Source organism: Vibrio sp. 10N.286.52.F8, from assembly GCF_041468745.1.
In the GTDB taxonomy this organism is placed as follows: domain Bacteria; phylum Pseudomonadota; class Gammaproteobacteria; order Enterobacterales; family Vibrionaceae; genus Vibrio; species Vibrio crassostreae_C.
In genome coordinates this window covers 1-13009 of the sequence record NZ_JBFRJF010000007.1, presented here as the reverse complement: position 1 = coordinate 13009, position 13009 = coordinate 1, and the positions used below count along the sequence as shown (strand labels likewise).

15 protein-coding genes are annotated in these 13009 nt (G+C 42.8%); 12 read left to right on the top strand and 3 right to left on the bottom strand.

Annotated elements, in window-relative coordinates:
- Positions 1-9 precede the first annotated feature (9 nt).
- Together AB4133_RS02350 and AB4133_RS02345 are read left to right on the top strand one after the other, a co-directional pair.
- On the top strand, positions 10-3525 hold the full coding sequence (locus AB4133_RS02350) for a hypothetical protein (RefSeq protein ID WP_372223891.1): 3516 nt from the start codon (positions 10-12) through the stop codon (positions 3523-3525).
- 62 nt (positions 3526-3587) lie between these two features.
- Entirely contained in the window at positions 3588-4538 is a 951-nt protein-coding gene (locus AB4133_RS02345; RefSeq protein ID WP_372223890.1) for an OmpA family protein, read from the top strand.
- Positions 4539-4644: 106 nt separating this feature from the next.
- Here AB4133_RS02345 and AB4133_RS02340 read toward each other — a convergent pair whose 3' ends face one another.
- Positions 4645-5064 carry a BLUF domain-containing protein gene (locus tag AB4133_RS02340; RefSeq protein WP_017067227.1) on the bottom strand — a complete coding sequence of 140 codons (420 nt, stop codon included), beginning with the start codon at positions 5062-5064 and terminating at the stop codon, positions 4645-4647.
- Positions 5065-5270: 206 nt separating this feature from the next.
- On the bottom strand, positions 5271-5462 hold the full coding sequence (locus tag AB4133_RS02335; protein WP_017065380.1) for a hypothetical protein: 192 nt from the start codon (positions 5460-5462) through the stop codon (positions 5271-5273).
- A 527-nt stretch (positions 5463-5989) separates the two neighbouring features.
- Between AB4133_RS02335 and AB4133_RS02330 the strand changes: the two genes are divergently transcribed.
- The 7 genes from AB4133_RS02330 (at position 5990) to AB4133_RS02300 (ending at position 10084) form a co-directional block, all read left to right on the top strand.
- On the top strand, positions 5990-6415 hold the full coding sequence (locus AB4133_RS02330; RefSeq protein WP_004734639.1) for a hypothetical protein: 426 nt from the start codon (positions 5990-5992) through the stop codon (positions 6413-6415).
- Between the two features lie 236 nt (positions 6416-6651).
- Positions 6652-7464 carry a hypothetical protein gene (locus AB4133_RS02325; protein ID WP_372155585.1) on the top strand — a complete coding sequence of 271 codons (813 nt, stop codon included), beginning with the start codon at positions 6652-6654 and terminating at the stop codon, positions 7462-7464.
- Between the two features lie 146 nt (positions 7465-7610).
- Positions 7611-8132 (top strand): GNAT family N-acetyltransferase, encoded by a 522-nt coding sequence (locus tag AB4133_RS02320; protein WP_372155586.1) that lies wholly within the window; start codon positions 7611-7613, stop codon positions 8130-8132.
- A gap of 123 nt (positions 8133-8255) precedes the next feature.
- The gene (locus tag AB4133_RS02315) at positions 8256-8507 is read left to right on the top strand and encodes a TIGR03643 family protein (protein ID WP_017065384.1); all 252 of its coding nucleotides are present in this window, start codon (positions 8256-8258) and stop codon (positions 8505-8507) included.
- Positions 8508-8565: 58 nt separating this feature from the next.
- Entirely contained in the window at positions 8566-8961 is a 396-nt protein-coding gene (locus AB4133_RS02310; protein ID WP_108121440.1) for a DUF3465 domain-containing protein, read from the top strand.
- 50 nt (positions 8962-9011) lie between these two features.
- The gene (locus AB4133_RS02305) at positions 9012-9548 is read left to right on the top strand and encodes a GNAT family N-acetyltransferase (protein ID WP_372223889.1); all 537 of its coding nucleotides are present in this window, start codon (positions 9012-9014) and stop codon (positions 9546-9548) included.
- 2 nt (positions 9549-9550) lie between these two features.
- The gene (locus AB4133_RS02300; RefSeq protein WP_108179879.1) at positions 9551-10084 is read left to right on the top strand and encodes a GNAT family N-acetyltransferase; all 534 of its coding nucleotides are present in this window, start codon (positions 9551-9553) and stop codon (positions 10082-10084) included.
- A gap of 87 nt (positions 10085-10171) precedes the next feature.
- Here the strand turns inward: AB4133_RS02300 and AB4133_RS02295 are convergent, their stop codons facing one another.
- On the bottom strand, positions 10172-10693 hold the full coding sequence (locus AB4133_RS02295; protein WP_017065388.1) for a type II secretion system protein: 522 nt from the start codon (positions 10691-10693) through the stop codon (positions 10172-10174).
- 204 nt (positions 10694-10897) lie between these two features.
- Here AB4133_RS02295 and AB4133_RS02290 point away from each other — a divergent pair, with 204 nt between their 5' ends.
- From AB4133_RS02290 to AB4133_RS02280, 3 genes are all read left to right on the top strand, one after another.
- The gene (locus tag AB4133_RS02290) at positions 10898-11560 is read left to right on the top strand and encodes a DNA alkylation repair protein (RefSeq protein WP_372223888.1); all 663 of its coding nucleotides are present in this window, start codon (positions 10898-10900) and stop codon (positions 11558-11560) included.
- Between the two features lie 71 nt (positions 11561-11631).
- Complete coding sequence (locus tag AB4133_RS02285; protein ID WP_372223887.1) at positions 11632-12393, top strand: nucleotidyltransferase domain-containing protein; 762 nt, start codon at positions 11632-11634, stop codon at positions 12391-12393.
- A gap of 61 nt (positions 12394-12454) precedes the next feature.
- On the top strand, positions 12455-12847 hold the full coding sequence (locus AB4133_RS02280; RefSeq protein ID WP_372223886.1) for an NUDIX hydrolase: 393 nt from the start codon (positions 12455-12457) through the stop codon (positions 12845-12847).
- Positions 12848-13009 lie beyond the last annotated feature (162 nt).

Below are 13009 nucleotides of genomic sequence, written 5' to 3'. Positions count from 1 at the left end.
GGAAATTGTATGAAAGTATTTAGTAAGTCTCGTTTAGCGACGTGTTTGTTGACTGCCATCCCTGTAATGGCGGTAGCGAAAGACACAGGTAAGCTTGAAAAACTCTGTTCTGAGACGACTGGCATTGAAATCACCAAGCCGAACCAAGACCAAGACAGCTCGCGTATTTACTTAGAGCAAGGCGCTATTTGGGCAAGCCGTGACATCACTCGCTTTGACCCAGTATTAGATGTCAGTGTCAGCGATGAATTAGAAGTCGAACAAGGCACACTGCGTGACAGCGTCGGTTTCACCATTACCACCAACTACGGTTACTACATCAAAAAGTACCAGTTGGAAGTGTACCGAGTGGGTGACTTTGGTCTGTCTGAGCCAATCGCTGTGCTTGAAGGCGATAAACTGGCGAACGACTCTGACATCAATTGGGATGGTCAAACTGATGTTGATTATCAGTTTGAGGTCGGTGAGCAGCTGATGTTCCGCCTAAAAGCGTGGGACAAAGATGGCAACATGGATGTGACCACCGTTGGTGTGACTGACTTAGTTAAGCCGGACTCTGAAGTCGATATCGACCGAAACGATAACGACGATGAAGAGAGCAAAGGTAAAAGTTACGGACAGGCAAAGCTGATGCGTCACAACATCCCGACCAATGCGGGTTTAGCGAAGTTCATCGGCACCGGTTTGAAAGGCGTTGATAAAGTCATCATCGGTGAAGATGAATTTGATGTCGAAGATGGCAACTTATACGCAGAGCAGTACTTACCAACAGATTCCTACATTTTCCCAACCAAGGTTGTGTTTGATAACGGTGATGAACGTCGTTACAAGCTTTACGTTCGTATTCCAGATACGTACTACGCACAAACTGGCTTGGCTGATCTTTATGTTGGTAAGAATAATGTGTCTGGTAATAGCGATGCATTAAGTGTCGATGACCAGTACCAAGATGACATCTACAACCAAGGTCGCTTAGCGTACTTTGGTCAGGGTAAATTTGGCGACAAACTTCGTGTAACGACTCACTTTGATACGCGAGAAAGTGAAATCAAAGACATGTTCAAACATCCGTTCGCCTCCGACGATTCGGATGTGTTCGATATCCTCGAAGACGACGATGAGCTTTATTACGGTAACTATGGTGACAGCTCAAACATCGAAAAAGTGGTCAACACCAAAGGCAAGGTTTACCTCAATGTTGAATACGATAAGTCTCAATACTTGTGGGGTAACTACAACACGGGTTTAACAGGCACCGAGAACAACGATTACAACCGTAGCCTCTATGGTTTCAAAGCCGATTATCGCACTCGCGATACTACACAATATGGTGAAGATCGTTTGAACGTGGTTGGTTTTACCGCAGAAGCAGACTCGTTGTATGCACACGATGAGTTCTTGGGCACAGGCGGTTCTCTGTACTTTCTTCGTCATGGTGAAGCGGTACCAGGAAGCGACAAGGTTTATGTAAAAGTAAAAGATGAATCTGGCCTAGTGCAGAATGAAATCCCACTTGAGCCGGGTGTCGACTATGATTTTGACCCATACCAAGGTCGAATTATTTTGACCAAGCCACTCGACAACATCCTATCCGATAGCTTTGGTAGCGTGATTGAAAACGGCGATGATTACGAAAACTTTCTGGTTGTCGATTATGAGTATGTTCCACAAGGTTCAGATTCATTAGACGCGATGTCTTACGGTGGTCGTGCTAAAGGTTGGATCAACGATTACGTTGGTGTTGGCGTGACGTATGCAACTCAAGAAAAGGACAACCAAGACTACGAGTCTTACGGTACGGACTTAACGTTGCGTGCAACAGAAGGTACCTACATTAAGGCTGAGTTTGCACACAGTGAAGGTACTCAAACTGAGTCGAATTTTGTCTCTGTTGATGGCGGCTTAACCTTTACGCCAATTGGCGACACATTGGAAGACCGCGAGGGCGACAGTGTCCAAATCACAGCTGTCACCAGCCTTTATGATCTTGCTCCAACCATTTTTGGTGCTGTTGGTAATGACCTGAAACTTTGGTATCGAGACAAAGACGCGGGATACAGCTACGCAAGCAGCAGCGATGATTTAGAGCAAGAGGCATACGGTGCTGAACTTCGTTTGCAAGCTACCGATCGCTTGGCGGTTCTCTCTCGCTTCTCGACCAATGAAGAGCGCGATGTCGATGGTAATCTAGAAACAGATACTGAAACGATTGAGATTGAGACTCAAGTTAAAATCACCGAGCACATTAAGGTTTCGGCGGCAGGGCAACAAACTGAAGAGCTTAACCAAAACGACGAGCACAGTGATGCCACCTTAGCGGGTGTGCGTTTGGAATACATGTGGGACAGTGAGAACAGCGTTTACGTCAAAGGGCAAAAGACCGTCGACCAGTCGGATGACTATGATGAAAACGACAGCGCGTCGATTGGTGCTGAATTCCAAGTGTTGGAAGACTTGTCTCTTGGTGGCGAATACACCGATGGCGACCGAGGCCAAGTAGCAGAAGCGACTGTGACTTACGATGTATCCGATGACCACTCAACCTACGTAACTTATGTAGATGATAACTACGAAGGCCAAAACAACGTGATTGTTGGTCAGCGTGCAGATCTCACCAGCAGTGTCGATTTTTACCAAGAGAACCAGTTTGTTGATGAAAATGATGGTCATGGCCGTATCGACTCATACGGCTTTGGCTACGATGTGACGGAAGATGTCGAGATGGGGATTGGTTATCAGCTTGGTGAAATTGAAGATGACCAGAACATTACCACAGAGCGTGAATCTATCAGCTTCAATGCCTCAATTGACCTAGATGACATAACCCTTAGCCACAAATTTGAATACCGAGTGGATAAGAGTGAAGACGACCCTGACATCGCTCAGCGAGAACTTCAACAAATCGTGACGACCAACCGTTATACGCATCACTTAACGGAAGAGTACACATTGTTCGGCAAGTACAACTACTCCATTACCGAAAGCGAGACTACGGGCGAAACTATGGCGCAATTTACTGAAGCCACTGGCGGCCTCGCGTATCGTCCGATCTACAACGATCGACTCAATTTACTGAGCCGCTACACGTATATTGCAGATTTCGATCAACTGGATCGCGATGTGGATTATCAAGACGAAACCAGTCAGATCATTGAAGTTGAAGCGATCTATTCGATTGACCAACATTGGGACGTCGGTACTAAGTACGCCCATAAAGACAAACAGCAAGCTTTTGAACGAGCATCTGGTGCGAATGAGATGGTTAAAAGTGACATCGACCTATATGGACTTAGCGCTTCTTATCGCGTGATGAAAGAGTGGGATGTGACGGGTGAATACCACTGGAAAACAGACACACTCAACGATGAGCTAGAACACGGTGCGCTAGTTTCGGTGAACAAGCACATTGGCGAGAACTTTAAAATGGGGATTGGTTATAACTTCTCTGCGTTTGATAGTGACTTAACCAATGATGACGACTACGACGCATCCGGCGTGTTTATTAACTTAGTCGGTAAGATCTAAGCATGCCCCAAAGTGGGTTGAAAGTTAAGAGTTGAGAATTCAAAGTGACAGTAAAGAGTAAGATGAAAACAATTATTTTCCTAATAAGTACAGTGATGAGTACTTTGCTGCTGTCCGGCTGTGCAACCGACACCTATGTGAGCCAGGAGAACCGAGACAAGTTCGCAGGTATCGATGTGTCTAAGTTTTTAATCAGCGAGTGTTTGGCGCCAGAGCGTGAGGTGCACATCGCCATCGCAGAGCATTTTGCGTTTGATAAATACCAATTACGCGACCTCGATAAGATCAACTTGGATACCTTTGTTAAAGAGATCAGAGGCCTCGAAGGGCGTATCACGATTGTCGGCCATACTGATTACAAAGGTTCTCTGGAATACAACGAACGTCTTTCACAGCGCCGTGCTAAATCGGTCGCAGATTATTTGAAAGGGCAACTAGACCCAACGCAATATGACTGGGAAGTGAAACATCTTGGTGAGACTCAACCTCTTCTGTTTGGTAAGACAGATAAAGACCGAGCGGAGAACCGCCGTGCATTTATTGTGTTTGAAGAAGCTCAGAAGTACGAAGAGATGCCTTTCTGTGAGCCGCCAAAACCAGAACGTAAAGTTTATATGGCAATGACGCCGCACTTCGATTTCGATAAGTCAGTACTCAAGCAAGAAGACCTAACTCAGTTAGATGACTTCACAACGAAGTTGAGCGGCCTGCAAGGTAGCATAATGGTGGCAGGGCACACCGACCAAGCGGGTTCACTTTCTTACAATGAAAAGCTGGCAGAGCGCCGCGCAGAAACGGTGGTTGAATACCTCAAAACCAAACTCGATCCTAAGCAGTTTATCTGGGAAGTGAAGTCATTTGGTAAGTTGCAGCCTGCGATTAATGAACGCTCTGAAAAAGCCGATGCATTAAACCGCCGCGCGTTCATTGTGTTCAAAGAATCTGATATTACCGCCGAACAGCAAGCTCTTGCTGGCAGTGAACAAGAAGCGGTGAGCAGCGAGAGCGATTAGAGTTCACCGAAGAATAACGAATAGTTGCCTTTACAATAAAACGCAAAAAGCCCCATACGTTGGGGCTTTTTGTTGCTTGCTCTACGGATTAAGTTGGGTCGAAGAGCTATTCTGATGGCAAATTCTGTTTCAATTCCAGAAGCATTCGGTAGGCACTTTCTCCTGACATCTCATACGGGTTGAACTGGTCTGATGTTGAAAACTGTAAATTAACCAGTTCAGTTAGGCTAGATTGTGGAATATCACCCATAGACCAATCACCAAACTGCCTACAATCGATCTCTTTGAAATATAAAATCATGACGTTTTTGTGTCGCGTGTCATTCAAGATATGATTGTAAGTATGGTTCACTGCGGTTCTCGAACCTTCAATACATTGCAGGAAATACTTATCATTGTGGCTTAGAAGGCCTGTTAAATGGCTTTGCTTATTGCGGTCGTGTGAAATCTGAAGAATGTCGTTCAAAGCCTGAGAATCGCAACTTTCACAGAGCGTACTGACATAAATTAACCGAGTTAGGAACATAGGCATCATTTCGAATTTTTTTTCAAAGGATATTAATAAATATAAGCCAAGATCATGGAATTGCGAGTTATTGATTTAATTGTCACTCGGTGGCTTTTGGAAGAGAAGAGGGTGGGGATGAAGTAGAAAAGGGCAGGTTGCAAGATACGCTAAAATGACTCGAATGTTGGCCATTCAATTATTTTAGCGACCTGCTTGTGAGCTCGTTAGTTGTTTAGAGTTGAAATCGATTCAACGTTAGAAGAGGAATCAAATCGAACGTTGACCAACACATTTTCACGTTCGAAAGTCACATCATCAAAGTCAGTCGTTGCGATCTTAAATCCATTTCTTGCGAATAAACTCGTCACCGTTGTTCGTTGTTTCTGTTCCATACCGCATGTCAGTAGTTCGTTCATCGTGATCTTCATTAGGTAACCGTGTGCATAGTGTAAGCGTACAGACTCTACATTATGAGATCAATTGCTTAATCGATAAGCTATATTGATATGTTCAATTGAGTGATTCAGGTATTTAAAAGCCGGATGGATAGTGGGCAAGGGAGTTATGCGACCTATGACAAGTGGAGCGTTATGTGACCACTGTTCAGCATTCCTTGAACACGAAGTTTGTCGCAAAAATCGCGTTGAAATAAGTGGTTACAAAGCAGGAGGAATTATGCCCGCCGTTTGGTATGTTTGGTCGGTTATTGGAAATATTATCGGCCTATATCTAACTTAACTAAAGTACATCGATTTATGATGAGTAGATTCCTTAATAAGCCTTCTTTCTATTAAAATTTCAAATGTAAGACGGTGTTGTTATAAGTGTTATTAATTGCATAAGCTTGATTTTAATATTAGTTTGATTTATAAAATAAGCACTCGTTCATTAACTTCATGATTATATTAGTTTTTACTAACCTTTAATAACATGGAGAAAGGCGATGAAAAAGAATCAAACACGCAACAGGTTAGCGAATTTAGTGCGACTTCGTAGGTCATACAAAGCATCAGATTTTCTGGTGAGCTCTAACGAACTCCGAGTTAAGAAAGATGTGTACAGCTTACGTAAAATCAAACAGTTAGAAATTCGCCAATTGGGTCTTAAAGAAAACGCAATCAATATTGTTTCGTTGGCTTTAGTTCTCTCGGCTGCGACTTGGGCATTTGTTCCTCAGTTCGGTTTACCGATGCTTGCACTGACCTTTATCTTGGCGTTTGTTACATGGCGAAGATATGAGTTGCGTGCAGAGTTTAAAGGAGCCGATGAAACTGGCGACCATTGGGTTTCCGTGGCACGCGGTTGTACTCGAGAAGAGTTCAAAGTGTTGAAAAACGTTGAATTGGCTTTACGCGATCAGGTGTCTTAATACTTTAGATTTCTTCGTATTTGGGCCTTGTTAATGCCAGGGTCTTATAACCGTTAAGCTCTCATAATCAATAAAGCTCGCCATTGCATGGCGAGCTTTTTGTTTTCTGAAAAACACAGATAGTGCAGGTTACTTTGAGAGGCCAACGCTTATATGTGTAATGAGGGTAAAAATGAATCTTAAGTCACGGCATTTATGATGCTTTTTGTGGTTTTGAATATAGGGAGAGGGTGGAAATGAATACACGAGTCAGTGAGGGTTCTTTTAAAAGGCTCATCCAGTTAGTTGGTTGTGTTTTGATTATAGTGTTGAGCAATAGTCGACTCTCCAATGCTCAAAGCATCGAGTTTCCTACTTGTGTACAGAGCGAGGTTTTGAATACAGAAATCCACCTTTATGTTGATGAATCGGTGTTAGATGAATATTCCAAAGCATTTATAGCCTCTAAAATAGCGACATGGGAAAGCTATTCGAATCTGGTGTTAAAAAACTCCTGCGTCCCTATGACGAGAAAAGTCACTAAGGTGACTTATACGTCTGAAATCGACAGCCTTTGGTTTCAAGATTTGGGCGCAGCAGAGAGGTTATTAAAACTCTCGATGGAAGAACCGATTCCAGAAACAACAGAAGACGGCGTCCCCATTTTTACTGGGATAGTATTTTCTAATTATAATTTTAGCTTTGAGTCTGATTATTGTGGTATGTCTTCTTCGGTATCCTACTTTTTTTCTTTAGCGATAAACTGCCCTGATTACTTAATGGAGCATGAAATTGGCCATTTAAGTGGTGCTAATCATGACTATAAAACGTTATTGAAAGATTTTGATAGTATAGAAAGTTACATTTCTGGAACGTATCCAAGAGCTCCTCAATATTCATTCGGTACAATTTGTGCTGACAGAGGCACAGTGATGTCTTATGAGCGAGATGTTATACCTGCATATTCCAGCCCGGACATCAGAGTAGATGGCACAAAGTGCGGGGATAGCAAATACCACAATAATGCGAGAGTGCTTAGAGAGTTCGCACAAGCTTATTTAACCCCATGATTGCCTAGCTGCTAGATTGGTAGTCATCCGATTTAGTTACTTTATTATTAATGGTTATTATGAGATTAATGACTGCTGTGGTCGCGACTAATCCCTCTAGAACTTAGACCAAGAACCATACCTAAGCACCAAACCAAGGAGAGAAAATGCAGGTAAGTATTAGGCCCGCCATGCCAAGCGAATTGGCAGCCATTTATTCCTTGGTTATCTCAAACGATGAGTGGACGAAGTTTAACGGCCCTTATTTTCCATACTCACCGCCATCACTAGAAGAGTTTGAAAGCCGTTCGTTTCAACGGTTACTCAATGGATCCGACTTACAGTTGGTGGTTGTAGACGATGTGCCTGTAGGAACCGTCAGTTGTTATTGGGAGTGTGAAGAGACACGTTGGCTTGAAGTCGGAGTAGTCATTTATAACTCCGACTATTGGGGGAAGGGTATTGCTGCGTTAGCTCTTCCTCTTTGGGTATCTTACCTATTCAAAAACAAGCAGATAGAGCGTGTCGGTTTAACCACTTGGTCGGGTAATCCGCGGATGATGTCACTAGCTCTTAAATTAGGCTTCCAGCAAGAAGCTAGGCTAAGAAAAGTGCGTTATTACCAAGGCGAGTATTATGACTCGATTAAGTATGGTCTATTGCGTTCTGAGTGGCTGGAAAGCAAATAGCCATAATTTGAGTTAGCTTGTTGTTTTACTGAACTTTATAAGTCGTGGAGTTCAAAGTGGTCACTTGTGATCTTTAAATCTAAGACGGGCGTATTTCTTCCAGTTTATTAAGGAAGAGTATGCATGATGCTATCTAAAGAGAATGAATCAAGAATTATCGAAATGGCGTGGGAAGACAGAACGCCGTTTGAAGCAATAGAACTGCAATTTGGTTTAAATGAATCGGAAGTGATTCGTTTTATGCGTAGCCATCTCAAGCTTGGCAGTTTTAAGCTGTGGCGTTCACGTGTTTCTGGGCGCTCGACCAAGCATGTAAAACTACGCAGTTCGGACGTTTCGAGAGGTTATTGTCCGACTCAATACAAGCATCGTTAAAAGAGGGGATGCCCAGCCAGTATCCCAAATCAACACACAGATATGGGAAATGAAAGGAATGAAACAATTTTGCGCTCTACTTTTGGTGCTGCTTAGCTTCGGCATCAGTAATGTTCAAGCGAATGATACGCGACTTAAGCAAGCTTACGAAAATCACCAAAGCGACGTTCAGGTGCGCGGATCGGGTACGGTGTATCGAGTACTTCCTGATGATAATAAAGGCTCTCGACATCAGAAATTCATTTTGCGACTCGATAGCGGACAAACCTTGTTAGTCGCACATAATATTGACTTAGCGCCTCGTGTTCAGGGGTTGGCAAAGGGCGATCGAGTTGAATTTTATGGTGAATATGAATGGAACAAGAAAGGTGGCGTAATGCACTGGACGCACAAAGACCCTCGTAATCATCACACTCATGGTTGGCTGAAGCATAACGGGAAAGTATACGAGTAAACACCTCCGCGACTTTTCCCTTCAAGGCTATAAGATAAAAAGGAATTTTGATGTTTAAGCTGGAAACTGACAGGTTGATTCTTCGAGATATGAGTCTCGAAGACGAGTGTGCCTTTGTTGCGATGTCTCAAGACGCTAAGTATCAGCGTTTCTATGATGAAAGTGATTGCGAACCTAACAAATATCGAGAGCTAACTCAGTTGTTTGTTGCACAGGCTTTGGAAGTACCACGCCAGTCCTATCAGCTAGCGGTTGAAAGCAAAGATTCGGGGAAGTTTATTGGAACCGTTTGTTTACGTCTTGAACGCGATAAACAAGCTTCAATGGGCTGTGCTTTATCGAGGCAAACTCAGGGAAAAGGGCTTTCTATAGAAGCATCAGAAGCCCTCGCTGATTTTGGTTTCTCAGAGTTAGGCATACACCGTATCTACGCCGAAACCATCAGCAAGAACTTGGCTGCGATTAAATTATGTAAGTCACTGGGAATGAAACAAGAAGCGTGTTTTAAAGCTCATCGATTCTTCAAAGGTCAATGGTGGGATACAGTTGTGTTGGCGGTTGTTCGATCTGATTGGGGAAAGGCTTAGTGATGGAAAGTGAAAGGCTCAAATTAACCCCTCCATCATTAAAATACAGCGAAGAGATGTGTGAGGTGATAAATGAGTGCAAGGCCGAGTTTTCCCCATTCTTACCTTGGGTTTCTGATTCTCTAACTAAAGAGCAGCTAGAACTTAACATTCAAGATGCTACCAATAATTTCGCCAACTTTACTGGCGAGTTTTGGTTCAATATTATTGAAAAGCAAACAGGGGCATTTATCGGGGCTATTGGCTTTATGATCAGAGACGATACTGTCCCTTACTTTGAAATCGGCTACTGGTTGCAAACATCAAAAACGGGCTTGGGTTACGTGAGTGAAGCTGTCCGAATTATCGAAGAATATGCATTCACTCAAAAAGGTGCGAAAAGAGTCGAAATTAGGATGGCAGGCTCGAATCTTAAAAGTCAGGCGGTGGCCAAACGATGTGGCTATCAACTTGAAGATCGCTTAGCCAATGATCGACGTTTGCCATCAGGAGATATGGACAGCACGCTCGTTTACGCCAAAATAAGCCATTCTTAAATGTGTGCTGTTGATTCTTAATGTGTGGCACTTTTATTGAGAGAAACCGTAAATTCCCAAGTACTCTGAAAGACCAACATTTAGCGCTTAGTTATCTGGCTCATCGTCTACAGTGACGTCACCATTCATTGAGTTGTAGTCAATGGAAATTCCCGGTACGACTCGATAATGATAGATACACTGATCCGTCTGTATATATTCAGCAATGTAGTCGGTTTCTTCTGGTGAATTGAAACTTGAAATACTAGGTGGATCGAGGAGCAGTGCGCCCCATACCGAAATGCAATCTTCAGCGTTATCTAATCTTGGAGATTCTTCAGGTAAGTGCCATTGCTGGGCTGGATATCCCCATTCATTGAAGTCAAGCTGGCCGGTCGCGGAGTCATCATAGATAGGGACGTTTGTGGAAGCACCGCCACCGTTTGAGGTTAAATTTTTTGAATAGGCAAGATCGACACCTGTTTTAAAAGAGGCTCCAGTGCCTTTTACAACTGCAATATGAGAATCAGTACTTACGTTGAGGAACCTTGGAGCAGCAGTTACGGCGAGTATTCCAAGGATCACAATAACGACAACAAGCTCAATAAGTGTAAAACCGTTCTTTTTCATTTAGCACCTCTTTTAAAGGCCGCTAGTATGCATTATAAGTTACTCTTACCAAAGGGAATATCCTTATTTTAGTGGTAATTTAAATGCTCAATAATGAATGTTGTGATTAAGGTAACTTATATTTTATAAATTTCATGCGTATGGTTTAAGTGCTGTGTATCTCACTTTGATATTAATTTTAGTTCTATGACGGTTTGGCAATTAATGAATTTCGTAGAAACGGTAAAGCTTCATCTTTCAGGCGTTGGTTATCCAGAGGCTAGTGTTAAAACAGGGCAGGTTCGATCTATATCGGCGCTCGTTTTTAAAACCATCAAAAACAAAGATATCTCTAATGTTTTGTCCCTGTGTACTCAATTGCTTGAAGAAAGGGATTGGGCGTTAGGTGTTATTGCTTACGACTGGGCTTTTAGAGTAAGAAAACAATATTCGAAAGAAACGTTTCCAATCTTTGAGCATTGGTTAATGGAGTATGTCATTGACTGGAATGATTGTGAAGACTTCTGCACTCATGCGTTTGGTGAGTTACTGTCTCAATACAATGAGTTGTTCGAACTCATAACCAAATGGGTCGAGCATTCGAATTTTGCTGTACGTAGAGCTGCTGCTGTCATCTTAATTTATCCGATCAATCAGAATCGATACTCAGCGTTGGCTCCGCTTTGTGTGGCAGATCTATTGCTAGAAGATGGACATGACCTCGTGCAGAAAGGATATGGTTGGATGCTTAAAGTCCTCAGTAAAAAGGAACCTCAACAGGTTATTGGTTATTTAAACGCTAAGCATGCCGCAATACCAAGAGTTGCTTTTCGCTACGCGATTGAAAAGCTGGACGATAAAACTAAGCGAGAGTTAATGTTACTTTAACCACTGGCACTCCTCAAATCATCATCAGAACCCGGTGTGATTAATTATAACGATTAAAATAGGAACCCAAGGTGCAAGAACAAACTAGAGGACTCGATCGAGAAGGGTTCATTCAAAATCTTTATTCGCCAAAGAACATTGCGCCTGAATTTCAAGACGTGGTGTCAGCAGTCGTTGATTCGCTGCTAAGAGAGCTTCCAGGTCAAGTTGATGGTATCTACTTGTATGGAAGCGTGCCTGGAGGAACGGCCATTGTTGGTCGCTCTGATTTGGATGTTTCTATCGTACTCGCTACGCCTGTTGGTCAGAGAGAAAAGGAAGTATTTAACCTACTTTCCGGCACCATACCCCAAACCTATCCGCAAGTGACTAAGCTTGATATTGATCCAGGGTATCTCTCAGAGGTTCTGCAGCCCAACGAAGAATTCCATTGGCAGTTTTGGCTCAAGCATTGTTGCTGTTGTATTTGGGGGAATGATCTATCTATAAAGTTTCCACGATATAAGCCCAGCAATGAAATAGCCCAAGCTCTTAATGGCGATTTATCGACTTTTCTTAAGCAAATGCCCTCGAGTTTCAAAACAATGACTGATGCGGATATCGTTAAGGTAATTGGTAAAAAGTTAGTGCGAGCGGCATATTATTTTGTGGCTGAGCAAGACGGCAGTTGGTACACCAATCTGAGCCAGTGCGCTGCAGTCGCCAAGCGCTATTACTCCAATCAAAGCGACGATATTGAGCTAGCTCATCAATACGCTCTCGGAAATTTGATATCTAAAACAGAAGCTTTTGAATTGTATGAAAGGCTGAGTAAAAAGCTTGTTGTAAATTAAGCATTAACACAAGCTAGAACAACAAACTTAACTACCTTTGTAACGGCTTTAGGAAAATTAGATGGATGTCCACGAGTGTGTTTCTTTTATCATGCTGAAGGAATCGCAGGTATTACTAGAAAAGCGTAGTGAGTCTAGGGAGACCGATCCCGGTTTAATCACTATACCTGGCGGCCATATTGAACACGGTGAAAACCAGGTTCAGGCGCTGTTTCGTGAACTTGATGAAGAGCTTAATGTTGTTCCGATTGATTACCAATACTTGTGTTCGCTTTATCATCCTACGAAGGAATTTCAGTTGATTCATTATTTTATCGTGAGTGACTGGAAAGGAGATATCACCGCTCAAGAGACTGATGATGTTAAGTGGTATTCACTAGGTTCAGCTCCTGTTGGTATAGCAGCCGATGGTATTGCTTTGAAAGAAGTAGAGCGCGCGGGTAGGTATCTTTAGTTTGGATTCGATAAGATGTTTTGGACGTTTTTTGAGGGCTCAAAAACGGTGAAACCCCGATGTTGGTAGTGTTAAGAATGATAGTATAAAAACTGAATATATTCCAATATGTTATCTAACTAATCCTGATAATACTCTTCGAAAAAAAAGGTTCATCGCGGA

Bases quoted from the DNA above. Each gene is read 5' to 3' on its own strand.
- AB4133_RS02325 (WP_372155585.1), top strand. From the start codon at position 6,652: ATGAATACACGAGTCAGTGAGGGTTCTTTTAAAAGGCTCATCCAGTTA.
- AB4133_RS02330 (WP_004734639.1), top strand. From the start codon at position 5,990: ATGAAAAAGAATCAAACACGCAACAGGTTAGCGAATTTAGTGCGACTT.
- AB4133_RS02340 (WP_017067227.1), bottom strand. From the start codon at position 5,064: ATGTTCCTAACTCGGTTAATTTATGTCAGTACGCTCTGTGAAAGTTGC.
- AB4133_RS02310 (WP_108121440.1), top strand. From the start codon at position 8,566: ATGAAACAATTTTGCGCTCTACTTTTGGTGCTGCTTAGCTTCGGCATC.
- AB4133_RS02290 (WP_372223888.1), top strand. From the start codon at position 10,898: ATGAATTTCGTAGAAACGGTAAAGCTTCATCTTTCAGGCGTTGGTTAT.
- AB4133_RS02305 (WP_372223889.1), top strand. From the start codon at position 9,012: ATGTTTAAGCTGGAAACTGACAGGTTGATTCTTCGAGATATGAGTCTC.
- AB4133_RS02280 (WP_372223886.1), top strand. From the start codon at position 12,455: ATGGATGTCCACGAGTGTGTTTCTTTTATCATGCTGAAGGAATCGCAG.
- AB4133_RS02345 (WP_372223890.1), top strand. From the start codon at position 3,588: ATGAAAACAATTATTTTCCTAATAAGTACAGTGATGAGTACTTTGCTG.
- AB4133_RS02320 (WP_372155586.1), top strand. From the start codon at position 7,611: ATGCAGGTAAGTATTAGGCCCGCCATGCCAAGCGAATTGGCAGCCATT.
- AB4133_RS02295 (WP_017065388.1), bottom strand. From the start codon at position 10,693: ATGAAAAAGAACGGTTTTACACTTATTGAGCTTGTTGTCGTTATTGTG.
- AB4133_RS02315 (WP_017065384.1), top strand. From the start codon at position 8,256: ATGATGCTATCTAAAGAGAATGAATCAAGAATTATCGAAATGGCGTGG.
- AB4133_RS02350 (WP_372223891.1), top strand. From the start codon at position 10: ATGAAAGTATTTAGTAAGTCTCGTTTAGCGACGTGTTTGTTGACTGCC.
- AB4133_RS02300 (WP_108179879.1), top strand. From the start codon at position 9,551: ATGGAAAGTGAAAGGCTCAAATTAACCCCTCCATCATTAAAATACAGC.
- AB4133_RS02335 (WP_017065380.1), bottom strand. From the start codon at position 5,462: ATGAACGAACTACTGACATGCGGTATGGAACAGAAACAACGAACAACG.